22 protein-coding genes and 1 pseudogene are annotated in these 23,891 nt (G+C 63.1%); 11 read left to right on the forward strand and 12 right to left on the reverse strand.

The features are described from left to right. Positions 1-6: 6 nt before the first annotated feature. The 4 genes from B5525_RS40400 to rfaD all read right to left on the reverse strand — a co-directional run bounded on the left by B5525_RS40400 (position 7) and on the right by rfaD (position 5,782). Positions 7-1,947 (reverse strand): SDR family NAD(P)-dependent oxidoreductase, encoded by a 1,941-nt coding sequence (locus B5525_RS40400; protein ID WP_079571842.1) that lies wholly within the window; start codon positions 1,945-1,947, stop codon positions 7-9. An 82-nt stretch (positions 1,948-2,029) separates the two neighbouring features. Next, on the reverse strand, positions 2,030-3,307 hold the full coding sequence (locus B5525_RS40405; protein WP_079571844.1) for an O-antigen ligase family protein: 1,278 nt from the start codon (positions 3,305-3,307) through the stop codon (positions 2,030-2,032). Then, positions 3,304-4,776, reverse strand: coding sequence for a D-glycero-beta-D-manno-heptose-7-phosphate kinase (rfaE1, locus tag B5525_RS40410; protein ID WP_079571845.1), 1,473 nt, complete (start codon positions 4,774-4,776; stop codon positions 3,304-3,306). Before rfaE1 ends, B5525_RS40405 begins: the two co-directional genes overlap by 4 nt. A gap of 25 nt (positions 4,777-4,801) precedes the next feature. Next, positions 4,802-5,782: an ADP-glyceromanno-heptose 6-epimerase gene (gene rfaD / locus B5525_RS40415; protein WP_079571847.1), complete on the reverse strand. Its 981-nt coding sequence runs from the start codon at positions 5,780-5,782 to the stop codon at positions 4,802-4,804. 166 nt (positions 5,783-5,948) lie between these two features. On the opposite strand from rfaD, the gene waaF reads away from it, so the two are divergent. The 3 genes from waaF to B5525_RS40430 all read left to right on the forward strand — a co-directional run bounded on the left by waaF (position 5,949) and on the right by B5525_RS40430 (position 8,230). Beyond that, positions 5,949-7,019, forward strand: coding sequence for a lipopolysaccharide heptosyltransferase II (waaF, locus tag B5525_RS40420; RefSeq protein WP_079571849.1), 1,071 nt, complete (start codon positions 5,949-5,951; stop codon positions 7,017-7,019). A 69-nt stretch (positions 7,020-7,088) separates the two neighbouring features. Then, positions 7,089-7,691, forward strand: a complete 603-nt coding sequence (locus tag B5525_RS40425) for a D-sedoheptulose 7-phosphate isomerase (RefSeq protein WP_079571851.1) — start codon at positions 7,089-7,091, stop codon at positions 7,689-7,691. After that, positions 7,688-8,230, forward strand: coding sequence for a D-glycero-alpha-D-manno-heptose-1,7-bisphosphate 7-phosphatase (locus tag B5525_RS40430; RefSeq protein ID WP_079571852.1), 543 nt, complete (start codon positions 7,688-7,690; stop codon positions 8,228-8,230). Before B5525_RS40425 ends, B5525_RS40430 begins: the two co-directional genes overlap by 4 nt. Here the strand turns inward: B5525_RS40430 and B5525_RS40435 are convergent. After that, a complete protein-coding gene (locus tag B5525_RS40435; RefSeq protein ID WP_154073733.1) occupies positions 8,212-9,279 on the reverse strand; it encodes a glycosyltransferase family 4 protein in 1,068 nt (355 codons plus the stop codon). The genes B5525_RS40430 and B5525_RS40435 overlap by 19 nt on opposite strands. 106 nt (positions 9,280-9,385) lie before the next feature. Between B5525_RS40435 and galE the strand changes: the two genes are divergently transcribed. The 4 genes from galE (at position 9,386) to B5525_RS40455 (ending at position 14,158) form a co-directional block, all read left to right on the forward strand. After that, positions 9,386-10,399 carry a UDP-glucose 4-epimerase GalE gene (gene galE / locus B5525_RS40440; RefSeq protein WP_079571854.1) on the forward strand — a complete coding sequence of 338 codons (1,014 nt, stop codon included), beginning with the start codon at positions 9,386-9,388 and terminating at the stop codon, positions 10,397-10,399. Between the two features lie 119 nt (positions 10,400-10,518). After that, a complete protein-coding gene (locus B5525_RS40445) occupies positions 10,519-12,327 on the forward strand; it encodes an ABC transporter ATP-binding protein (RefSeq protein ID WP_079571856.1) in 1,809 nt (602 codons plus the stop codon). A 47-nt stretch (positions 12,328-12,374) separates the two neighbouring features. Next, positions 12,375-13,076 (forward strand): fumarylacetoacetate hydrolase family protein, encoded by a 702-nt coding sequence (locus B5525_RS40450; RefSeq protein WP_079571857.1) that lies wholly within the window; start codon positions 12,375-12,377, stop codon positions 13,074-13,076. Between the two features lie 302 nt (positions 13,077-13,378). Further along, positions 13,379-14,158 carry a Crp/Fnr family transcriptional regulator gene (locus B5525_RS40455; RefSeq protein ID WP_079571859.1) on the forward strand — a complete coding sequence of 260 codons (780 nt, stop codon included), beginning with the start codon at positions 13,379-13,381 and terminating at the stop codon, positions 14,156-14,158. A gap of 87 nt (positions 14,159-14,245) precedes the next feature. Here B5525_RS40455 and B5525_RS40460 read toward each other — a convergent pair whose 3' ends face one another. The 3 genes from B5525_RS40460 to B5525_RS40470 form a co-directional block, all read right to left on the reverse strand. Continuing rightward, positions 14,246-14,443, reverse strand: coding sequence for a hypothetical protein (locus tag B5525_RS40460; RefSeq protein WP_079571860.1), 198 nt, complete (start codon positions 14,441-14,443; stop codon positions 14,246-14,248). Positions 14,444-14,483: 40 nt separating this feature from the next. After that, positions 14,484-14,693 (reverse strand): hypothetical protein, encoded by a 210-nt coding sequence (locus tag B5525_RS47005; protein WP_079571862.1) that lies wholly within the window; start codon positions 14,691-14,693, stop codon positions 14,484-14,486. A 229-nt stretch (positions 14,694-14,922) separates the two neighbouring features. Next, complete coding sequence (locus tag B5525_RS40470; protein WP_244567745.1) at positions 14,923-15,390, reverse strand: phasin family protein; 468 nt, start codon at positions 15,388-15,390, stop codon at positions 14,923-14,925. Positions 15,391-15,651: 261 nt separating this feature from the next. Between B5525_RS40470 and B5525_RS40475 the strand changes: the two are divergent. Then, positions 15,652-16,035: pseudogene (locus B5525_RS40475) on the forward strand (fumarylacetoacetate hydrolase family protein); the annotation flags it as partial. Positions 16,036-16,207: 172 nt separating this feature from the next. Next, entirely contained in the window at positions 16,208-16,819 is a 612-nt protein-coding gene (locus B5525_RS40480) for a protoglobin domain-containing protein (protein ID WP_079571864.1), read from the forward strand. A 24-nt stretch (positions 16,820-16,843) separates the two neighbouring features. Here B5525_RS40480 and B5525_RS45735 read toward each other — a convergent pair whose 3' ends face one another. The 3 genes from B5525_RS45735 to B5525_RS40490 form a co-directional block, all read right to left on the reverse strand. Beyond that, a complete protein-coding gene (locus tag B5525_RS45735; RefSeq protein WP_172900072.1) occupies positions 16,844-16,999 on the reverse strand; it encodes a hypothetical protein in 156 nt (51 codons plus the stop codon). 206 nt (positions 17,000-17,205) lie between these two features. Then, the gene (locus tag B5525_RS40485) at positions 17,206-18,816 is read right to left on the reverse strand and encodes a DHA2 family efflux MFS transporter permease subunit (RefSeq protein ID WP_079571865.1); all 1,611 of its coding nucleotides are present in this window, start codon (positions 18,814-18,816) and stop codon (positions 17,206-17,208) included. A 26-nt stretch (positions 18,817-18,842) separates the two neighbouring features. Beyond that, positions 18,843-20,036 carry an HlyD family secretion protein gene (locus tag B5525_RS40490; protein WP_079571867.1) on the reverse strand — a complete coding sequence of 398 codons (1,194 nt, stop codon included), beginning with the start codon at positions 20,034-20,036 and terminating at the stop codon, positions 18,843-18,845. A 131-nt stretch (positions 20,037-20,167) separates the two neighbouring features. Between B5525_RS40490 and B5525_RS40495 the strand changes: the two genes are divergently transcribed. Together B5525_RS40495 and B5525_RS40500 are read left to right on the forward strand one after the other, a co-directional pair. Then, positions 20,168-20,815, forward strand: a complete 648-nt coding sequence (locus B5525_RS40495) for a TetR/AcrR family transcriptional regulator (protein ID WP_079571868.1) — start codon at positions 20,168-20,170, stop codon at positions 20,813-20,815. A 174-nt stretch (positions 20,816-20,989) separates the two neighbouring features. Then, a complete protein-coding gene (locus B5525_RS40500; RefSeq protein ID WP_079571869.1) occupies positions 20,990-21,853 on the forward strand; it encodes an alpha/beta fold hydrolase in 864 nt (287 codons plus the stop codon). A 42-nt stretch (positions 21,854-21,895) separates the two neighbouring features. On the opposite strand, the gene sdhA is transcribed toward B5525_RS40500, so the two are convergent. Then, positions 21,896-23,692, reverse strand: a complete 1,797-nt coding sequence (sdhA, locus tag B5525_RS40505; protein ID WP_079571870.1) for a succinate dehydrogenase flavoprotein subunit — start codon at positions 23,690-23,692, stop codon at positions 21,896-21,898. Positions 23,693-23,891: the final 199 nt, after the last annotated feature.

Consider the following 23,891-nt stretch of genomic DNA (forward strand, 5'->3'; position numbering starts at 1 on the left):
AACGCGCTACCCTCCAGCCAATCCAAATTCAGGTATAGCGTCCTTCAAAACAGCTCTTATTGTGGCGCGATCGTCATGTTCGACGGCAGGCGTGAGAGCAGCAATCCACTTGTGCAGAGACTGCATCGGCGGTTCGTTGGGCTTTGCCGCCATGATGCCGGCAATTCCGATTTCTACCGCGGGCTCCTCAGTGGCAAATAGGATTTCGTTCAACCGTTCTCCCGGCCGCATGCCGGTAAAGACGATATCGATGTCGTGACCCGGCTCCAGGCCAGAAAGCCGAATCATACGTTCGGCAAGGTCGACGATCTTGACAGGCTGTCCCATGTTGAGCACGTAAACCGAGACGTCCGGACGCACCGGGGCCAGGGCGTGCGTGACGGCCGTAATCACGAGATCACAGGCCTCTCGGATCGTCATGAAGTACCGGACCATATCCGGATGCGTGACCGTCACCGGGCCACCCGCATCGATCTGCGCCTTGAATTTAGGCACCACCGAACCGTTCGAGGCCAGCACGTTGCCGAATCTCACGGAAATCAGGCGCATCTGCGGACGTGCGCCCGGGCCTGTCTGAGACGCAAGGTCGTGATCAAGCGCCTGGCAGTACATCTCGGCAAACCGCTTGGTTAAACCCAGCATCGAGACCGGCTCGATCGCCTTGTCAGTCGAGATCATCACCATCGCCTCGGCGCCCGCCGCCAGCGCTGCATCCGCGACATTGATCGATCCGAAAATGTTGGTCTTGACCCCTTCGCTCCAGTCACGTTCGAGAATCGGCACGTGCTTGAGGGCGGCGGCGTGAAACACTATATCTGGCTTGAACTCCTTCACCAGCCGCATGATACGCTCGCGATCGCGAATATCCGCAATCCGGCCCTCGATGACGGCACCGGTCTGGTGCTCCGCTAGCGCTTCCGTGATGGCATAAAGCGCCGGCTCGGAATTCTCGATCACCAGCAGGCGCGCGGCCCCGAATGTCGCGACCCGGTCGCAAATCTCCGAACCGATCGAGCCGCCGCCGCCGGTGACAATGACCGCCTTGTTTTTCACCAGTGCTTCGAGGCGAGCGTAGTCGATATTTTCGCTGGCACGCAGCAACAGGTCCTCGACGGCAACGTTCGTCAGCCGCGGCATCTCCCCGCTCTCGAGCGACGGCAGGCGGCTGACGATCAACCCTAGCCTGCGCCCCCGCATCAGAACGGATTCTGGCCGTGCCTCGGGCTCGAACGCCGACGGTGTCATTATCAGGCGCGCGATCTGCTTGTTGCGCCGCGCAAAATCAGCGACCACGTCCTCGATATCGTCGACCCCGCCCAGCACCGGAATGTTCCGGATCAACTGGCCGCGGTCGGCCCGCGATGGGGACAATATCCCGACCGGCCACAAATGCTTGACGGCGCCGCTTTCAATGCCACGCAGAAGAATTTCGGCATCCGCCGCCCGGCCGATCAAGAGCGCCGGCGAGGCTCCGTCGGTACGGGCATGATATCGCATACGTGAATAGCGGAAATAACGATAGGCGAAGCGCAAGCCGCTCAGGAAGAACACCTCGAGAAACCAGTAAAGGATGATGGTGATCTTGCCGAGAAAGAACGTCGTTTGAAGATTTGGCCCTGCCAACTTGCCATGAACGTCGGGCGCGACAAAGATGTAGTCCAGCGCCAACAGCGCGACCGTCAGAACGGTCGCAACGCGAAGAATATTCAGCGCGTCCGGTAACGAAATGAATCGCCACTTCGTGGTGGTCAGATTGAAGACGTAACAGACGACCACGCTGAAGGTGATGAAATACGGCAGAATGCGCAGCAGCAGCGGCAGACGATCGAAAAAGGCGTCGCCCTCGAAACGCAGGTAGAAAGTCGCAAGCACCGCCAGGGTAGTTGCCAGCGCGTCGTGCAGCGCAATCAATAGGTTGCGCAAGGTCAGATTTGAGAGACGCGTCATTTCGCTGACCGGTAGCAGACGATCCTGGGGCTGGGCGGCTGTGAGGCCGCTGATATCTCATCTCGCACGTACATGCCAGCCATCACGGTGCTGAGGATTCTCGCGTTGCCGCTTCGTGCGAATTCCTCAGCACCATGCTGCCGGCGATGCCTACGCCGAGGACGTATATCCATCCCTCGTTGAAATCGAATAAGTGAGAGTTGAACAGCGAGGTGAAAATATTCTGCACCACGACCATCAATCCGATCCAGGCTGCCAGACCCTCGCCGCGGAACAGCATCAGATGCACCAGCCAGATCGCATATAGCACGACAATGCCGATCGCGCCCCACTGGATGGCGACGTTCAGCGTCTGATTGTGCGGATTTGAAATCACCTCGGCGGCGGCGCCGCGCTGGTCGACGGCGGCTTCCTCGAAAAGTCCGCGTATCGAGCCGGTTCCGTGGCCGAACAGCGGCGCCTCCGAAATAAACCGCAGCGATTTCCGGTAGAACTCCAGCCGCAAGCCCGCCGACGTCGGAAGGTTTTGTTCCTTGTAGAGTTGATAATCCCGTCCAAAGGTTTCGGCGGTCCAGCGCAATTTGGGAGATGTCATCCACGCCACGCCGCCGAGTATGGCCGTCACGCAGACGGCGATGACGACGCTGCGCCAATTCAAATGAAGCAGCGCGAATACCGCCAGCATGATCGGCATCGTGACCAGGGCCGTCCGGGATACGACCACGAACAGCATGTTGACCACGAAGCATAGGGAAACCGCGATCAGCAACACCGCCAGTCCGGTTCTTTGCGTTCGCCAGAGCCCGATGATGGGATAGGCCAGCACCACGGCGCAAAGCGCAAATTCCTGGCTCTGGTCGATGTAGTTCTTGACCGGGACGCCGTATTCGGCTCCGGATTTGAGCGCGAGCCTTGGATCGAACGCGACGATCCAGGACATCACCATCAGCAGGAAACAGGATGCCAGAAAGGCGATCAACACCTGCAGGCCGCGCGCGGAGCGCTCAAAATGATAGAGCAGCACCGGCAGCATCAGAAGCTTCGCGGACGGACCGACGGCGTAGAGCCGCACGCCCCACGGCACGTTCGACCACAGCGTTCCGACCGCAGCCAGCGCGAACAGCGCAACCGGAAGCGCACAAATTGGGCGCTTCAGCGACTGCAGGAAGCCCTTGGCGTCAAGGAACGGTCCCATCGAGACCAGCAAGGCGGTAGCGAAGATCGCCACCAGCGAGGTCGACCACGGCAGCGAAACGGCGATCAGGATCGCGAAAACGTCTGATGTGGTCGACCACGCGGCCGGATCCCGCCACTGCCGCAACAACAGCGCCGGCACGGATTCTTTCGCCGTCACGGTCACGCTTTGCCTCGACGCGCGCGATTGACCAGCGATGTCGTACTGAACCCGGGCAGGACGTCGACCAGCAGGACTTCGCCACCGCCGGCTTCGACGATCTCGTGGCCGACGACCTTCTCGCGGGTATAGTCGCCGCCCTTCACCAGGACGCTAGGCCTGATCTGCGCAATCAGCCCGAGTGGGGTGTCTTCTTCGAAAATCGCCACCAGATCGACCGCCTCCAGCGCCGCCAGCACTTCGGAGCGCGCACGCTCGTCCTGGACCGGGCGCCCCTCGCCCTTCAACCGCCTCACCGATGCGTCGCTGTTCAAGCCGACGATCAGGCGATCGCAGGCGGCACGCGCCGCGGTCAGAACCTTGACGTGGCCGGGGTGCAGGATGTCGAAGCAACCGTTGGTGAACCCGACCCTCAAACCCTGCTTGCGCCAATCCAGAAGATGCGTGTCGAGGTCTCCGCCCGCCGCGACAATCTTCTCTTCCGCAGCCAGAGACGCGTGCGGCAGGATTTTCCGCCGCAATTCCCTTGATGTGACGCTGGCAGTGCCCTTCTTGCCGACCGCGACCGCCGCCGCCGCGTTCGCCATCCGCAGCGACGTCACCCAATCGGCCCCTGCCGCGAGAGTCACCGCCAGCACGGCGGCGACCGTATCGCCCGCCCCCGAGACGTCGCGGACTTTCACCGGATGAGCCGGCACATGGACGGCCTCGCCATTGCGCGGCACCAGCGTCATGCCGAGTTCGCTTTGCGTCACCAGGACAGCTTCGCAATCGGCAAGCTGCATCACGTCCTGCGCGGCCGCGGCAATGCCTGCTTGCGTATCGCCGCTGCTGCGGGTCGCTTCCGCGAATTCCTTGCGATTGGGCGTGAGCAGGGTCGCGCCGCGGTAAATGGCAAAGTTGGCGCTCTTGGGATCGACGATGACGCGCTTGCCGAGTTTTCGCGCGGCGTCGATGGTGTTGCGGATCACGCGTGCAGTGAGCACGCCCTTGGCATAGTCGGACAGCAACACGATATCGGCGCGCGGCAACAGCGGCACAATGGCGTCGATCAGCTTCTGCTCGATGGCGGCCGAGGCGGGCTGCGCCTGTTCCCAGTCCGCGCGCAGCATGTGAGTGGAGAAATGATCGGAGACGAAGCGCACTTTTCGCGTCGTCGGCCGCTCGGAATCGCAAATCAGCACGCTTTCGATGCCGCTTTCCCGGGCAAGCTGGGCCTTCAGTTGCACGCCCGCGGCGTCCTCGCCGATCAGTCCGACGAACATGCAGCGCGCGCCGAGCGAGGCGACGTTGCGCGCGACATTGCCGGCGCCGCCGATGTTGCTTTCAGTGCGCTGCACGGCAATGACCGGCGCCGGCGCTTCCGGTGAAATCCGGGACACCTCGCCATAGACGAATTCGTCGAGCATGAGGTCGCCGACGCACAGCACCGTCCGGCTCGAAATCGCATGCGACAGGGCTTCAAAATCGAACATCAAGAACTCGCACTCTGTTGCAACGTCAGCGGAAGCGGTCGGCGCGGTCGAGGAAACCCTTTACGTACATTCCGACGGCCTCTTCCAGCGCGGTGAAGCCGCCATTGTAGCCGGCGCGCTGCAGCCGATCGACCTCACTCTGGGTGAAATACTGGTAGCTGCCGCGAATCGCCTCCGGCATGTCGATATATTGGATATTGGGAGCCGCGCCGAGCGCGGCGTAGGCGGAAGCCATCATATCCTTGAAGCTGCGCGCGGTGCCGGTGCCAACATTGAAGAGACCACTGACCGACGGGACCGAAAGCAGCCACATCATCACCCGCGCCACGTCGTCGACATAGATGAAATCGCGGCGCTGATCGCCGTCTGCGATGCCTTCGCGATGCGACTTGAACAGCTGCACGGGCCGGCCGGCCTTGATATCGTCGAAGCGCCGCGCCAGCACGCTCATCATCGTGCCCTTGTGATATTCATTAGGACCGAACACGTTGAAGAACTTCAAGCCGGCCCATTGCGGCGGCAGCTTGTCGCCCCTGGCCACGCGCTCGGCCACCGCCATATCGAACAGATGCTTGCTCCAGCCATACAGATTCATCGGCCGCAGCGCCCTCAGCGCCGGTATCGATGGATCGTCGCGAAACCCCTGCCCGCCGTCGCCATAGGTTGCGGCCGAGGAGGCATAGATGAACGGCGTCCCGTTGGCCGTGCACCAGTCCAGCAGCCGCATCGACAGACGAAAATTGGTTTCGATCACGAGGTCGCCGTCGGTGGCCGTGGTCTCCGAAATCGCCCCGAGATGGATGATGGCCTCGAGCCGGCGGCCACCCAGCCAGTCCGCCAACTGCGCCGGCGGCACGATGTCGGCGAGCTGCCGCTTGGCCAGATTGCGCCATTTGCCGTCGTGGCCGAGCAGGTCGCACACGGCGACATCGGCGCGGCCCGCGTCATTCAACGCGGCCACGACGTTCGATCCGATAAAACCGGCGCCCCCGGTCACCAGCAACATTCCACGCCCGCCCTTGATGTGCAACGCCAGCTTTGCCTCACTCCTGCCCGGCAGGCAACTTGGCTCCCCCCTCAATGAAGCCGGCGAGCGGGCACTTTGATGTCTTTACCCCGCTGCAGCGAGCAGATACCGACAGGTTTGGATGAACAGCCGCCAGCTTTAAAATATGAATAAAGATTCAGATCATCTTGTGGCGATGGAGGACGCGGCGGATACCCGTCCGATCCTGATTGTTCCCTATATGTGGATTGGCGACTTCGTGCGCGGCCATAGCGTGGTGCGGGTGTTGAAGCAGCGCTGGCCCAATCGGCCGATCGATCTTCTGGTGACGACCCTGTGCGCGCCACTGGTCGATTATATGCCCGGTGTACGCTCCGGCATCGTCTGGGACCTGCCGCGCAGCCGGCTGGCGATTGCCAAGCAATGGGGGCTGGCGGCCCGGCTCCGTGCTGGGAACTACGACACCGCACTGGTCCTGCCCCGCACCTGGAAATCGGCCATCGCGCCGGCACTCGCCGGTATCCCGGAGCGGGTGGGTTTCGTGGGCGAGGCGAGATTCGGACTTATCAACAGATGGCGCTGGGGCGAGAAGGCCCTGCCCCGTTTCATCGACAAGAACGCCGCACTGGCGCTGCCGGATAAGGCTCCACTGCCGCCGGAATGGCCGGTGCCGCAGCTCAATGTCCCGGCCGAGGAAGTGAGCCGCTGGCGGCAGGCGTGCGGGCTGGGCAGCGGTGCCGCGGTGGCGCTGGCGCCCGGTTCGGTCGGGGCGTCGAAACGCTGGACTTATTACCCGGAGGCCGCGCGGCTGTTGGCCGACCATGGGCTGGAGGTGTGGGTGGTCGGCGGCCCCGGCGAAAAGGCGCTTGCCGCGGAAATCGTGGCTGCGGGCGGTCCACGGGTACGCGATCTGACCGGGACCGATCTGCGCAACGGCATTCTGGCGATGGCGGCAGCCAGGATGGCCATATCAAACGATTCCGGCCTGATGCACATCGCCGCCGCGCTGGGGACCCCGACCATGGGCATTTTCGGGCCCACCAGCCCCTATCACTGGGCGCCGCTGAACGGGCTCGCGGCGACAGTGCGGACCAAAACCATGGTTCCCTGCCAGCCCTGCCACCGTCCGGTCTGCACCATGAACGAGCATCGCTGCATGCGGGATATTCCCGCATCCGACGTGGTCGAGATCGCCGAGCGCGTGCTGGCCGAGGCTGGCGGCCGCGTGGCGCCATAACCGCGCTTGCGCTGCCGCGGCGCGTTCATTACCAGAAGACACCAACCCGAAAACCCCTGACGGCACGCCTTGAGCCAGGATTCCATAGACCCGATCGCCGCCCATCTGGCGCAATCGCTCGCCGGCCTTGAGCGCGCCACGCAAGACTCCGCGTTGCTCGCCGCCGCGCGGAAGATCGCGGCCGTTTTCGTCACGGCGCTGCGGGCGGGCAACAAGCTCCTGATCATCGGCAACGGCGGCAGCGCCGCCGACGCCCAGCATATCGCCGCGGAAATCATCGGCCGCTACAAGCAGGACCGGCCTGCCTATGCGGCAATCGCGCTGACCACCGACACCTCGGCATTGACGGCGATCGCCAATGACTACGGCTTCGAGCAGGTGTTCACGCGCCAGGTCGCTGGTCTCGGAAACCGTGGCGACGTGTTGCTGGCCTTGTCCACCTCGGGACGTTCGGCGAATATCCTGGCGGCGCTGCGCACGGCGCGCGAGCACGGACTGCTCACCATAGGCTTCACCGGAGCCAGGGGCGAGGCGCTCGGCGCGCTGTGCGATCATCTCCTGGTCGCGCCCAGCGACGACACCCCGGTGATCCAGCAAATTCACCTCGCCGTGGCGCACGGGATCTGCGACGAGATCGAGCAGTCGCTGATGCGCGAGGGCGCGCGAAAATGATCGGCGTCGACGCCGCGCGCGCGACGCCACGGCCCGCCGCCTTCCTCGATCGCGACGGCGTCATCAATCACGACGATGGCTTTATGGGCACGCGTGAGCGGATTCGCTGGATGCCGAACGCCGCCAAGGCGGTCCGCCGGCTCAATGAAGCCGGATATTTTGTGTTCTTCTTCACCAATCAATCCGGCGTGGCACGCGGTTTCTTCACCGAAGACGAGCTCAACGCCCTGCACGACTGGATGCTTGCCGAACTCGCCGCTCAAGGCGCCGTGATCGACGATATCAGGTATTGCCCGCATCATCCCGATGGATCGGTCGAGGGCTATCTCAGCGATCATCACTGGCGGAAGCCGAGCCCCGGCATGATCCACGATCTGATGCAACACTGGCCGGTGCGGCGCGAGGGCAGTTTTGTCATCGGCGACCGCCCGACCGATATCGAGGCGGCGCAAGCGGCGGGATTGCCGGGCTTTCTGTTCGCCGGCGGCGATCTCGACGCCTTCGTGGCGCAAGCGATCGCTCAGACCAGCCGCCGGTAAACTTCCGCGATCTGGTTTGCCTCCGCCTCCAGGCTGAACTTCTCAACGACCCGCGCGCGCCCTCGCTTACCCATGTCGGTTGCCGATGCCGGATCGCGCATCAGCGGCTCCAGCGCCGCCACAAGCGCGCCGACATCGCCCGGCGGCGTCAGCACGCCGGTGACGCCATCCTCGACCACGAGTTCGGCCGCACCCGCGCGCGACGCCACCAGCGCCGCACCCGCCGACATCGCCTCGATCAGGGTCAGTCCAAAACCCTCGTTGCGCGAAGTGAAGGCGTAGATCGTCAGCCGCCGATACCAGCGCTGCACCTCCTCGATCGCAAGCTCGCCCGTAACGACGATGCGCGATTGCAGGCCTGCCGCCTCGATGCGCTTTTTCAGATCATTGGCAAAGCCTTGTTGTTCGGGCGTGACCGCGCCGACGATCACCGCCGTGAAATCGGGATATCGCGGCAGCAGCCGGCACATCGCGTCCACGAACACATCGCTGCCTTTTTGCGCGCGCACCCGGCCGAAGCAGCCGATGGCGTAGCGGCCCGTCAATCCGGATTCCGCGAACGCCGCCGCGCGATCGGGCGGTGGCGCGTAAGTATCGGTATCGACGCCGTGCGAAATCACGGTTGCCTTGCGCTTGAGAAACGACGCCGAGAGGTCGCTGGTGGCGATGATCGCGTCCATCCGCCGGATCAGCCAGCGCGTGATCCAGCTGTGATGGCGCTGCGCCGCCGAGGTGAACACCAGCTTCAAGGGCCAACCGAGCGATCGCAGCACCACGCCCGCGATCATCTCGTTGTTGCGCCGCGCGTGCCAGATCAGCGGCGCGCCACGCCGCCATAACTTCAGGAGATCGGCGACGCCCATCCGGGCAATACCCTCGGGTGCATCGGGACCGAACCACGCGGTGCGGAACATTTTCGCAAGCTTCGGGGCCACCATGCGATTGGTCGCAGTCACGCCGGAATAGCGCCTGTGCAGATTCGGCACGATCAGCTGCAGATCGGCAGCGGAAATGTTCTCGATTGCCACGTCAGGCTCCGTTTCAGGCATTTTCTATACGCAACATTAAGCATAGTGGCCAGTTCACCGGCTGCGAAACCCACTCTTCACCGCGCCGCGGATAGCATCGCCGCCATATCGGGGAGTGGGTGAGTTCATGACTGTGCTTGTTACCGGCGGTGCCGGCTACATCGGAAGTCACATGGTTCAGGCGCTGGCGGAAGCCGGCGAAAGCGTCGTCGTGATCGACAACCTGTCCACCGGCTTCTCCCAATTCCTGCCCCAGGGCGTTCCGCTGTTCATCGGCGACGCCGGCGACGAGAATCTCGTCGAGGGCGTGATATCAGCGCACGGCGTGGAAAGCGTCATTCATTTCGCGGGCTCGGTGGTGGTGCCGGAGTCGATGCGCGATCCGCTGGCCTATTACCGCAACAACACCATGACGACGCGCAGTCTGCTCAACGCGACCGTAAAGTCGGGCGTCAGCCGCTTCATCTTTTCGTCCACCGCCGCGGTGTACGGCAATCCGGATCAGGTGCCCGTGCCCGAGAGCGCGCCGACGCGGCCGCTGTCGCCCTACGGCTCCTCCAAGCTGATGGCCGAGATCATGCTGCATGACACCGCCTCGGCGCATGGCATGAATTACGTCGCGCTGCGTTACTTCAACGTCGCGGGCGCCGACCCGCAGGCGCGCATGGGGCTGGCGACCGTCGGCGCGACGCATCTCTTGAAGATCGCGGTCGAAGCGGCCACCGGGCAGCGCGCCAAGATCGACGTGTTCGGAACCGACTATTCGACGCCGGATGGCAGCTGCATCCGGGATTTCATCCATGTCAGCGATCTCGCCCAGGCCCATCGCGCGGCGTTGTCCTACCTGCGCACTGGGGGGGCCTCGATGACGCTGAATTGCGGCTACGGCCGCGGCTATTCGGTGCTGGAGACCATCGAGGCGGTGCGCAACGTCTCCGGGCGCAACTTCGCGGTCCAGTATGGCCCGCGCCGGCCCGGCGACATCATGACCATGATTGCCGATACCAGCTTGATCCGCGCTACGCTGGACTGGACGCCGCAATATGACGATCTCGAAACCGTCGCCAGGCACGCGCTGGCGTGGGAAGAGAAACTGTCCCGCGAGCAACAGGGTGAGCACCAGCACGCGGCCTCGGCCTAAATTCTCATCCGGCGCAAGTCCTCATTTTGGCTTGAAAAACCCCGATATAGCGGGCAAGGAGGCATCTCGCTTAGCCTGACGCTGGGGCGAGTCCGCCCCGGTGTCACGATGGAACGCGGATGGCCGAACTTCCGAAGAAAATCACCGACGATCCCTATGGTGCGGCAATCCTGATCCGCCGCCTGATCACGGAACAGGGCGCCGCCTACTGGCGCCGCTATCTGCTCGCCTTCGTGCTGATGGGGATCTCGGCAGCGACGACCGCCGGATCGGCCTATTTGCTCGGCGAGGTCATCAACCAGGCCTATGTCGACAAGAACGTGCGCGGCATCGCGCTGCTGTCGGGGGTCACCGTCCTGATCTTCATCCTCAAGGGGGCCGCGACCTACGGTCATCAGGTCATCCTGTCGCAGATCTCGAACGCGATCCTCGCCAACAACCAGCGCCGGCTGTTCGCCAAGCTGATGAGCGAAAGCGTCGCCTTTTTCTCGGAACGGCATTCGTCGGAATTCCTGGCGCGGCTGACATCGGGTGCGTTCTCCGTCACGCAGGTGCTCAGCCTGCTGATCAACGCGGTGGGACGCGATCTGCTGTCGCTGATCGCGCTTGTCATCGTGATGCTGATGCAGGATCCCTATATGGCGCTGCTCGGTTTCGCCGTGGCGCCGCCGGCGATGCTGATGCTGCGCAAGCTGGTGAAGCGGATCAAGGGGCTGGCGCACAACCAGTTCACCGGCACGGCCGATATTCTCGAAACCATGCAGGAGTCCTTGCAGGGCATCCGCACCGTCAAGGCGTTCACGCTGGAGGCGACCATGCGCGAGCGCATCGACACCAGCATCACCGAGGTCGAGAAGAACGCCAACAAGATGGCGCGGGTCTCCAACCGTTCCAGCCCGCTGATGGAGACGCTCGGTGGCTTCGCGATCGCGGGCGGACTGATGTATGGCGGCTACCGCGTGGTCGCGATGGGTGCCACGCCGGGCCAGTTCTTTTCGTTCCTCACCGCGTTTCTGCTCGCCTACGAGCCGGCCAAGCGACTGGCGCGGCTCAATATCGAGTTGAACAGCAGCCTGATCGGCGCCCGCAAGCTGCTGGAGATCGTCGACAGCCCCTCCAGCGAGCCCGCCGACGACGACAAGCCGGCGCTGAAGCTGACGGACGCGCGGGTGGAACTGCGCGACGTCACCTTTGCCTACCGTCCGAACGAGCCGGTGATCAGCCGCATGAGCTTTGTCGCCGAGCCCGGCAAGGTCACCGCGCTGGTCGGCCCCTCCGGCGGCGGCAAATCGACGGTGCTGGCGCTGCTGCTGCGGTTCTACGACGTCAGCGAGGGCGACATCCTGATCGACGGACAGTCGATCGCCACGGTGTCGCGGAAATCGCTGCGTCAGCAGACCGCCTATGTCGGCCAGGATGTTTATCTGTTCCGCGACACCATTCGCGAAAACATCGCGTTCGGCAAGATCGGCGCCACCGAAGCCGAGATCGTGGCTGCCGCGAAAGCGGCCTGCGCGCACGAATTCATCATGGGCTTTCCACTCGGCTACGATACGCCGGTCGGCGAGCACGGCACGCAATTGTCCGGCGGGCAGCGCCAGCGCATCGCGGTCGCGCGCGCGCTGGTGAAGAACGCGCCGATCATCCTGCTCGACGAGGCGACCGCGGCGCTGGATTCGGAATCCGAGCAACAGGTGCAGGAAGCCATCGAGCATCTCTGCCAGAACCGCACCACCATCGTCATCGCCCATCGCCTGCATACCATCATGCACGCCGACGCCATCCTGGTGGTCGAAGGCGGTGAGATCGTCGAGCGCGGCCGGCACGACGATCTGCTGCGCCGCGGCGGGCGCTATGCCTCGTTCTTCCGCATACAACATCGTGATGCCGGCCCGCTCACTCTGGCGCCGATCAGCGCAACTGCGTAAAGCTTGGATCACCCTTTCAGCCCTCACCCACACCGAGAACCCGTCTCATGAGCGCCACATCCTACGTCATTCCAGCGCCCCCGCAGCCTTCGCTTCCCGTCGTCGGCGAAACCAAATCCTATCCGGTTCGCCGCATCTGGTGTGTCGGGCGCAATTATCTCGAGCATATCCGCGAGATGGGAAATGACGAGCGGGCGCCGCCGTTCTTCTTCGCCAAACACGCCGACATGCTGGTGCCCGACGGCGCGACGATTCCCTACCCGCCGCTGACCAAGGACCTGCATCACGAGGTCGAGCTGGTTGTCGCCATGAAGAGTGGCGGCCTCAACATCCCCGCCGACAAGGCGCTCGACCATGTCTACGGCTATGCGGTGGGCATCGACCTCACCCGCCGCGACCTGCAGATCGCCTCGCGCAAGAAGGAACGACCCTGGGAAGTCGGCAAGTCCTTCGACTATTCCGCTCCCTGCTCCGCCATTCAGCCTGCCTCGAAGATCGGCCATCCCGCGAAAGGCAAGATCTGGCTCACGGTCAACGGCGCCGAACAGCAGAAGGGCGATCTCACCGAACTGATCTGGAGCGTGCCGGAGATCATCTGGCAGCTCTCGCAGCAGGTCGCGCTGGCCGCCGGCGACATCATCATGACGGGAACGCCTGCCGGGGTCTCCCAGCTAAATCCGGGCGACAAAATCGAATGCGGGGTTGATGGCGTCGGCACCCTGAAGGTTTCGGTCGGCAAGCCGGAATAGCGGTGCGCGGCATCCAGAAATCGAAAGGCCCCGGGCTCGTCCGGGGCCTTTTTGTAACCAGGTCGCCGCGGAGCCTTACGGTGTTACCCATACGCATTTTGCAATTGTATCCGGCAGCGCGCTTGCATTAAGTCCCAACCAGGCTGGGAGCCGAAATTCCGCCTCGCAGTCAGGAGCGTTTGGAGTTCGGTTGTTGACAGTGAAATCGTCTGCAAGTGCTTTGGATCTGGGTGTGCGCGTAGAGAGAGCAGATTTAAGCAAATGTTAAAGCCACCGTTCCGCGCTGCAGGGGGTCGCCCGCGGTGACGCGTCCCGGCGGAATTGGTAACCGCCTTCTGGCAACGCTGCCGCCAGGGGACTTCAATCTGCTGGCGCCCGAGCTAGAGACGGTCGCGCTCGACCAGGACGCGGTTCTCTCGCGAGCGGGTGACCAGATCGAGCACGTCTTCTTCCCTCATAGCGGTGCCATCTCGCTGATGATCGACATGGCGAACGGGCAGACGGTTGCCACCGCCGCAGTCGGACACGAGGGGGCAGTAGGTATTCTTTCCGTACTAGGACCGTCACCTTCTGCCGCTACCGCCATCGTCCGTGCGGCGGGCACTGTCTCACGGATCCCTGCACCGCGATTTAACGCCGCGTTCAACCGGAGCCCCGCGATCCGGCACGCGGTCCAAATTCACATCAGGGCGATGCTGATGCAGTTTCAGCTTGGCGCGGCCTGCAATGCGCTGCATCCGGTCAAAGCCCGCATGGCACGCTGGCTGCTTCATTTTCGCGACCGCATCGACCACGACCTCCTCCCGCTCACCCAGGAGGCGCTGTCGCAAATACTCGGTGTGCGGCGAACGACAGTGACGCTCCTCATGCGCAATCTGCGCGCGTCCGGAGCGATCAGATCTGATCGACGAGGCCAGATCGAGATCGACCGATCGCGGCTCGCGGCGGCGGCGTGCGAATGCCACGGCATCATGAGTCTCGAAATCGAGGAGATCTTCTCGATGAACACCGCCCGAGGTCGCGTTCTCGCTGTGCCGGATGGTGACGGCATCTTAGTGAGTGAATCGGGCGATCCTGTGTGAGCCGGTCCGAGCGGTAGCGACTACATTTGTTGGGGCGGGAAGGCGCAGCGGGCTCGCTCCGCGGTCTGGCGGAGTCTTCGGACTCGATCAGGCTCCCTCCGGCCGATCAAAGTCCGGTGCGGATTTGGATTGCGCCTCGAACTCCGCAATTTCGCGCAGCACCTTCGCCACCTGGCGCAACTCGTCGCGCGCAGGGCCGGGCTTCAGCCGTCGTGCCTCGAAAAGAAAATCCTTGGCCTGCAGCAGCCAGGTAGATGTCTCCGGAGAGATTTGCGTGTGCGCCATGGTGTCCCTCCATCGCGATTATCGATGCCTGCGTGGCCGGTCATGCCAGGGAATCGGCACTGCGAGGCGCCCAGGCGCTCGGTTCGTCAACCCAGGCCTCCCGTGCGAACCAAGCGTGATTGGTCTGGCAGATCGGGCAGCGGGTGTTCGCATAAAACACCGGGCTGCGCCGAAAGCTCTCGCGATCGGTCTTGATGCCAGTAGCGATCGCGTGTCCAGTCTGTGGGCATTTGACCATGACCATACCCATGTGAGCCTCCCTTGGATTTGATTTTCTTGGATTTGATTTCTTATTTTGATTTTTTGAAAACAAACCGGCCGATTGGATTGCGCCTCTTGTTGGTGCGGGGGCTTGGGGGCATCGCGCACCCGACCGTTATTCGATCGAGCATGGGGTCGGCACGCTTGTGGCGGAGCTTGTTCCAACCGGCCGGTTCTCCCTCTTGAACGAACCTGGATGTAAGTTGAGCGCTGCCTTCTTAGTTGTCTCGGTGAAGAACCTTGGCGACGTGCTTCCTGAGCGGCTCGCCGGTTGCAGTCGCAAGCTTCTGGGCAAGCTCCCACAAGTCCTTGTTCTGGGCGGATGCGGTGTCGAAGGCTTTGCGCGCTTGCTCCGCAGACGCGGTGACGACATCCGTCGCCGATTTACTGCCCAAGAGATGGACGAAGAAATCGATCGCGGAGGCGGTATTGGCGTTCGAGATCTCGATGACCTTGAGCCCGTAGTCGCTCGCGCTCCTCGCATTGCTCGAATAGGTCTCGCGCAGCGTTTCTGCCATCTCCTGCGACGCGGCCTTGATCTTCTCGCAGCCTTCCCGTGCGCGGGCGACGCCCTGCTCGGAAAGTTCATCGAGCACTCCGGACAACGCGAACTTCGGGAATCCGAACGACGGCATGGCGAAACCGTTCGTTCCGTTCAGATCAGCTTTCACTTCACTTTCACTCACGGCTATCCCCTATTCTCAAGCGAAATCATTTCCCGAGACGCTGGTTTGCGTCACAAGAGTTTGTAGAGGCGGAAAGTTGTTCCGCTTCCGTGTCCGATCGGTTTTTGATGAGCTTCGATCCAGCCCAGATGCCACTATGTCCAACGAAAAGGGTCCTGTCCGTTCGGTATGAGACTCTCCGAGTAAAATTCTTTCGAAGATGTCAATACACACAGTCGTCATATCTACTGGAATAGTGGTGCTGTGCATAACGGGGACATCGCGAGGGGCATCGACCTCACCCGCCGCGACCGGCAGATCGCCTCGCGCAAGAAAGAGCGTCCCTGGGAAGTCGGCAAGTCCTTCGACTATTCCGCTCCCTGCTCCGCCATTCAGCCGGCGTCGAAGATCGGCCATCCGGCGAAGGGCAAGATCTGGCTCACGGTCAACGGCACCGAACAGCAAAAGGGCGATCTCACCGAACTGATCTGGAGCGTGCCGGAGATCATCTGGCAGCTCTCGCAGCAGGTCGCGCTGGCCGCCGGCGACATCATCATGACGGGAACGCCTGCCGGGGTCTCCCAACTCAATCCGGGCGACAAAATCGAATGCGGGGTCGACGGCGTCGGCACCCTGAAGGTTTCGATCGGCAAGCCTGCGGCCTGAGCGGCGCGCAACACCAAAACACGGAAATTGAGGCCCCCACCCCCCGGTTTGGGGCCTTTTTCGCGTCCGGATTTGCGTCTTTCTCCGTAGAACTACTCAGAAATTCATAAATCATTAACCACGCGCAAATTAAATCGGCGGCGCGCAACGACAACCTGGGCTGGAGCCGCCGATGAGCCCCGACTGGAACGCCATCCGCCTCGATCTGCTCGGCGTCGACGAGGCGATGCGGGCCACGTTGCGGGAGATGCGGCCGTTCTTTGCCAGAGTGCTGCCGGATATCCTGGCGCGGTTCTACGACAAGGTCCGCCAGTACGATCCCTCCTGCGGCATCCCTGGGGAAGACGCGATGCAGGACGCCATTCGCATGCAGCTGCAACACTGGAACCTGATCGGTGGCGGAGAATTCGGTCTCGCCTACATCAGTTCGATCGCGCGGTTTTGCGAGTTGAACCAGCGGGCCGGCGTCGCGCCGCAATGGTATATCGGCTGCCGCCTGATGTTCGTCGCCGATCAATTGATCAGGGCGGTCGAGACCGAAGTCCAGGTACCTGATGGCGTGACGGCAGCGCAGGCCGCACGCGACAAAAAAGCCGAAATGGTGAAGGCGATCGCCAAGGCCAACATGCTGGATACCGAGTACATGGTGGCACATTGCCTCGGCGCCAACCGTGAGGCCCGCAACGATTCCGTCACGGATGCCGGCGACCGCTTCCGCGCCAGCATCACGTTGCTCATGAACGCTTCCAGTGAGCCGGAACGCAGCGGGCGCGCGGTTGCTTGATTGTCGGGAGGCGCAGTTCGCCCGTCAGGCCCGCGCCATCGCCTGCAGGCCCTTGAACGTCAAACGCTTGGGATCCTTGACGCCGGCCAGATAAAGCCTGCGGATGAAGGCGGTGACCACATCGCGGTCGCAATCGGTCAGTGCGACCACGGCGTCGACAGCAATCCTTTGGGCGTCCATAGGCTTCCTCGTGCGGTCTCGAGCCCAGCCGCAATAGCTTAGGGTTCGCCGATTAATACGGCGTTAACCTCGCCGCAAAATGGCCGATTCACGGCAGACCGCGAATACGCGAAACAACGCATAGCGGCGTTTCGACGCGGTCGCCATATGCCGGTTTCCCGAACGCACGGCGATCCGCAGGCGGCGAAAGCAAAAAGCCAAGTAATTCAGTGCGCCGCCGCTGCCCCGCCGGCCTGCACCTTGCGGGTGAACAGGATGGCGACCGCCGCGAACGCGAGCACGAAGCCGATCACTGCGAAGGTATCGCTAAAGCCCATGATGAGCGCTTGCTGCCGGACCGAGTTGCCGAGCGCGACGATGGCCTGATGGCTGGCGGTTGCCGGGTCCGGCACGCCGTGCAGCATGAAGTAATGCGTGCTCTGCGCCAGGCGGTCGCGCACCTCCTGCCGGCCGAGCGTCACGGACTGGCCGATGATGTTGGAATGAAACTGCTCGCGCTTGGTGATGACGGTGGCCAAAACGGCGGTCCCGACGGCGCCGCCGAGATTGCGGAGCATGTTGGAAATGCCTGAAGCGGCCGCGGCGTCCTTCGGATCGACGCCACCAAGCGTCACCGACGTCAGCGGCGTCAGCACCAACGCCTGGCCGATCGCGCGCACGATATTGGGAATCCAGAGCTGGTCGCCGGCGTAATCCGGCGACATGTCGATGTTCATGAAGCAGCTCGCGGCAAAAATGCTGATGCCGACAAAGGCGATGTAGCGCGCCTCGAACTTCTGCATCAATTTGGGAACGAGCGGAATCAGCAGCAATTGCGGCAGCCCCGTCCAGGCCAGCACCGCGCCGATCTGCTCGGCATTGTAGTGCTGGGCCTGCCCGAGATAGGCCGGCAGGATATAGACCGATCCGAACAACGCGAAGCCGACCAGGACCGTGGCGATGGTTCCGAAGCCGAAGTTTCGCTGGGTCAAGAGCCGCAATTTAAGCAGCGGCTGTTCGACCCGGAGCTCGACCCAGATGAACAGCGACAGGCTGACGGCGGCGACCACCGCCAAGCGGACAATGAAGGGCGAGGCAAACCAGTCATCCTTGTTGCCCTCTTCCAGCACCGCCTGCAACGCGGACAGGCCGACCGCCATCGTCGCGATGCCGACCCAGTCGCCTTGCCGCAGCAGACCGAGATTCATCGGCTGCCGCTCCAGGGTGAAATAAAGCGCAACTACCATCACCGCGCTCGGCAGCGCGTTGACGAAGAAGATCGCCTGCCAACCGTAATTCTCGGTGAGATAGCCGCCGATGGTCGGACCGATCGCCGGCGCGAAGGTCACGGCAAGCGCGAAGATCGCGAGCCCGATCGATTGCTGCGCCTTCGGCAATTTTGTCAGTACCATGGTGAAGGCCATCGGGATCAGCACGCCGCCCGCAAAACCCTGCAGGCCCCGCATCGCGATCATGGAGCCGAGGTCGTGGGTGAAGGCGCAGGCGATCGAGAACAGCGGAAACAGGATGCCGTTGGCAAGCATGTAGAGCCGGAACGAGAACACGCGGCTGAAATAGGCTGTCAGGGGAATCACGACGATCTCGCCGATCAGATAGGACGTCGAGATCCAGGAGCCGTTGTCGACGCCGGTGCCGATGCCGCCCTCGATGTTGAGCAGCGACGCATTGGTGATCTGGATGTTGAGGATCGCCATGAACGCGCCGATCATGGCCGCGAGCACCGCGATCCATGTCGCCGTACTTGCGTGGTCGACGTCGCGCCACGCCGGATTGAGCGGGGCTGGCGAAGTTAGCGGCATTGCGATGACGTTGGACATTGTCGCGCCCTCCGGGGCCGGCCGTCTCAGTTGATGTGACTTGATGCGGCGGCGACACGCGTTCTGCTGAGACGCGTATCGATGGTTGGTGTCACCGACATGCCCGGCCGCAGCTCGCCCGACAGCGCGCCGTCGGGATCGAGCACGATCTTGACCGGGATACGCTGGACGATCTTGGTGAAATTGCCGGTCGCGTTGTCCGGCGGCAGCAGCGCGAACTGCTGCCCGCTGGCGGGTGCGATGCTGTCGACATGTCCATGCGCGACCTTGCCCGGGAAGGTGTCGACCTCGACGTCGACCGGCTGGCCCGGCTGGACATGGGTCAGCTGCGTCTCCTTGTAGTTGGCGACAATGTAGGTGTTCGCTGTCGGCACCACGGACATCAGCTGCGTACCGGCCTGAACGAACTGCCCGACCCTAAGCGTGCGGTTGCCGACCACCCCATCCACCGGCGACACGATCGTGGCATAACCGAGATTCAATTCAGCCTGGCGCTGAAGTGCAAGATTGTGCGCCGCAGTGGCTTCGGCCTGCGCCAGCTCCGCCTTCAGCAGGCCGACTTGCTTGGTGGCGGAGGCAAGTGCCGCGGTATCCCGCTGCACGCTGGCGCTCGCCGCGGCGATTCGCGACGCGGCCTGCTGGGCATTCTGCGTGGTGCCGAAGCCGGTCGACGCCAGGTCCGAGTAACGCTTGTCTTCCTGCTGGGCGAATTTTTCATTGGCGCGGTCGACCGCCAGCGTCGCGTTCGCGCCTTCGATGATGGATTGCTGGATGTCGAGCGAAGCCTGCTTGGCCGCGACCGCCGCGCGCGAGGCCGCGACGTCGGCTTTCGCCTGGTCCAGCGCGACCGTGAAGTCGCGCTGATCGATGCGGGCCAGAACCTGTCCGGCCTTGACGTGCTCGTTGTCGCCGACCAGCACTTGGTCGAGATAGCCGGAGACGCGCGGGGCGATCGTGGTGTTGTCGGCCTGCACATAGGCGTCGTCCGTCGAGACCTCGAAGCGGCCGACGGTCCAGTACTGCGTGCCGTAATAGGCGCCGAGTGCCAGCACGGCCGCGCTCGCGGCACCCAGCAGCCAGCCCCGCCGCCGGTTGGAGCGGACCGGCGAAGCGGCATCCTGATGTGTACCGCTGTTGTCAGCCGCCTCCCGCAAGATGGGCGCGGCTTCCACTGCCGAAACCGGCCGCTCGATCTCAACTGCACCCATATGCCGCGTCATTGACGTCACTCCCGTTTCCCTCGTTTCCGATGTCTCGGCGTGAGCCGTCTCGTACGCGCGCCCCGCCGAATTAGGAAACTTGATATTTTCCTAAATACATCCTACATTGCGGCGATCAATGGGATGCCGAGATGGAACTGCGTAACAAGATCGTGAAGCGAGGCCGGGGCCGGCCGCAGGCGCGCCCCGACGAGGAAACGCGCCACCTCATCCATGAGGCCGCGCGCCACGAGTTCCTGGAAAGCGGATACGGCGCCGCCTGCATGGAGGCTGTGGCCGCCCGTGCCGGGGTTTCGACCAAAACGCTTTATCGCCTGATCCCGACCAAGGCGGCGCTGTTCGAGGAGATGGTCAGCGCGCGGCTCGACCAGTTTTTCGCGAGCGTCGTAGCTGATGTCGTGGACAGCGCCGACCTCGCCTCGGCGCTGGAAACCATGCTGATCGACTGTGCGGGCTTAACCCTCGACCCGGAAGTCGTTGGACTGCACCGGCTGGTGATCGCGGAATCCGATCGCCTGCCCGAGCTTGCGCGGGCCTTCTACAAGAACGGCGTCCAGCGCGTTCCGGTCGCGCTGGCGGAATGGCTCGACGCGCAGTGCAAGCGGGGCAAGATCAAATTAGAGGATCCGAAGGCCGCCGCCGGCATGCTCCTGGGAATGATGATCTCCGAACCCCAGCGTGCGGCGATGCTGCAGCAAGGCAGGCCGCTGTCGGCGAAGGCCGTGCGTGAGCGGGCTCACACCTGCGCGCAACTGTTCCTGAGGGGATGCGTCCGGTAAACGATGCTTCATCTGCGACCAAGCCCGTCCGCCCGACGGCGCAAGGAGCGGCCTTCCTATACCTAGGTTTGATCCACATCGCTATTTCCGGCGTGCTATCGCGCATGTCGTTGCTGGCGATGTGATCGCCGCATCATTTCGATTGCCGGACCAGGTCAAAAGAGGAGTTGCCCGATGCAATACCCAACTTCTTATCGTACGGCGCAGATCGAAGGTCTCTCCATCTTCTACCGGGAGGCCGGCCCGCAAGATGCGCCGACGCTTCTGCTCCTGCACGGACTTCCCTCTTCGTCGCGCATGTTCGAGCCCCTGCTGGCCCGGCTTTCCGATCGCTATCATCTTGTCGCCCCGGATTACCCGGGCTTCGGACATAGCGACTGGCCTGATCCGAAACAATTTGCCTACACCTTCGATCACACCGCCGACATCATGAATCACTTTGCTGAGGCACTCGGGCTCTCCCGCTATGCGCTTTACATGCAGGACTATGGCGGCCCCGTCGGTTTCCGGATGGCCCTGGCCCATCCGGAACGGGTCGAAGCCCTCATTGTCCAGAACGCGGTGGCGCACAACGAAGGCTTGGGCGAGCTTTGGAAACCGCGGCGAGCCTTTTGGGCCGACCGGGCTGCCAACGAAACCACGCTCCGCAAGAATCTGCTGTCGCTGCAAGCGACGCGAACGCGGCATGTCGGGAAAGATCCCATCGTGGAACGCTATGATCCTGACCTCTGGACCGATGAGTTTGGCTTTCTCAACCAGCCCGGCCAGGCCGACATTCAAACCGACCTGTTCTACGACTACCGCACCAACGTCGAGGCTTACCCCAAATGGCAGGAGTGGATGCGTGCGAAACAGCCGCGCCTGCTGGTGATCTGGGGCAAGCACGATCTCTCGTTCGACCTCTCGGAGCCGGAAGCCTATCGCCGCGATGTGCCGGACGCCCAGGTCCACGTGCTCGACGCCGGCCATTTCGCGCTGGACACGGCAGCGGACGAGATCGCCGCATTAATCGAGGGCTCTGTCGGCTCTTCGCGTTAAGGGCGCACGGTGCCGCCGCGCGCCTCAGGGAGGGCCACAGGGTCAGTACACGCGCTCCTTCGGGGGTATCGTCGCGACATCGTTCGAAAGGGTCTGCAGATGGACCGGCCTGTAGTCGAGCCGAACCTGGCCGTCATCGCCGAGCCAGCAGAAGCTGTGCTTGAGCCAGTTCTCATCGTCTCGCTTCGGAAAATCCTTCCGCGCATGCGCGCCGCGGCTTTCCGTCCGTCCGATCGCCGAGCGAAGGCTGACGCTAGCCTGGGCCAGCATATTGTCAAGTTCGAGCGCTTCGGCGAGATCGGTGTTGAACATCATCGAACGGTCGGCGACCTTGAGGTCGGCACGCATCGTTTCGATGACGCCGTCAAGCTTGCTCAGGCCCTCCTCCAGCAACGGGCCATCGCGGAACACGGCACAGTGACGCTGCATCGTCCGCTGCATCGCCAGCCTGATTGCGCCTGCCCCGGTTTTGCCTTTTGACCACCTGATCCGGTCGAGCCGGGCGATCGCCCGGTCGGTTGCCTCTTTGGAGACGTGCGCGTGCCCTTCCCTTGGCCGCAGGGTCTCCACCACCCGATGTGCCGCCGCGCGGCCGAACACGATGATATCCAATAGCGAGTTGGAGCCGAGCCGGTTGGCGCCATGAACCGAGACGCAGGCGGCCTCGCCAATCGCCATCAGTCCGGGGACGACCGCTTCGGGATCGCCGTCCCGCATCGTGACGACCTCGCCATGCAGATTGGTCGGCACACCGCCCATGTTGTAGTGGACGGTCGGCAACACCGGGATCGGCTCGCGCGTCACGTCGACGCCGGCGAAGATCCGCGCGGTCTCGCTGATGCCGGGCAGCCGCTGATGCAACAGCTCGGCCCCCAGATGTTCCAGATGAAGAAGGATGTGGTCCTTGAGCGGCCCGCAACCCCGGCCCTCGTTGATCTCGATCGTCATCGAACGGCAAACGACGTCACGGCCGGCAAGGTCCTTGGCACTTGGCGCGTAGCGCTCCATGAACCGCTCACCTCGCGAATTGGTGAGATAGCCACCCTCGCCGCGCGCGCCTTCGGTGATCAGGCAGCCGGAGCCGTAGATGCCGGTGGGATGGAACTGGGTAAATTCCATGTCTTCGAGCGGCAGCCCGGCGCGCAGCACCATGGCATTGCCGTCGCCGGTGCAGGTATGGGCGGCGGTGCAGGAGAAGTAGACGCGGCCGTAGCCGCCCGTGGCCAGCACCGTGCGATGGGCGCGGAAGCGGTGCAGCGTCCCGTCTTCCATGTTCCAGGCGAGCATGCCGCGGCAGGCGCCGTCCTCGTCCATCAACAGATCGAGCGCCAGATATTCGACGAAGAACGCGGTGTTGTGCTTGAGGCACTGCTGGTAGAGCGTGTGCAGGATGGCGTGGCCGGTCCGGTCGGCCGCCGCACAGGTACGCTGCGCCATTGCCTTTCCATATTCGAGCATCTGGCCGCCGAAGGGACGCTGATAGATCCGCCCCTCATCGGTTCGCGAGAACGGCACGCCATAATGTTCGAGCTCCAGCACCGACGGCACCGCCTCCCGGCACATGTACTCGATGGCGTCCTGATCGCCGAGCCAGTCGGAGCCCTTGACCGTGTCGTACATATGGAAGCGCCAATTGTCGCCGTCGCCCATGTTTCCGAGCGAGGCCGCCATGCCGCCTTGGGCGGCCACGGTGTGGCTGCGGGTCGGAAACACCTTGGTGACACAGGCCGTTTTCAATCCCGACGCCGCCATTCCGAGAGCTGCGCGTAGCCCGGCGCCGCCGGCACCAACGATTACCACGTCATAATTGCGCTCAATGATTTCGTAGGCCTGTGTCATCGCGTGTCTCGGGAGGTTTCCGGGCAACCGTCAGAGCCATGATGAGATCGATGGCGAGCGCCAAGGTAACCGCGGCACCGCCGAGCTCGAACAATAGCAGATAGTCGCCGTTATTGCGCGCGAACAGCCACGGCCGCGGCAGCCTGGAACAACGCGAAACTGGTGGCATGCACCCTTGATGAGCGCCGCTTTTTCCCGA

Source organism: Bradyrhizobium erythrophlei, from assembly GCF_900129505.1.
Taxonomy (GTDB): Bacteria; Pseudomonadota; Alphaproteobacteria; order Rhizobiales; family Xanthobacteraceae; genus Bradyrhizobium; species Bradyrhizobium erythrophlei_D.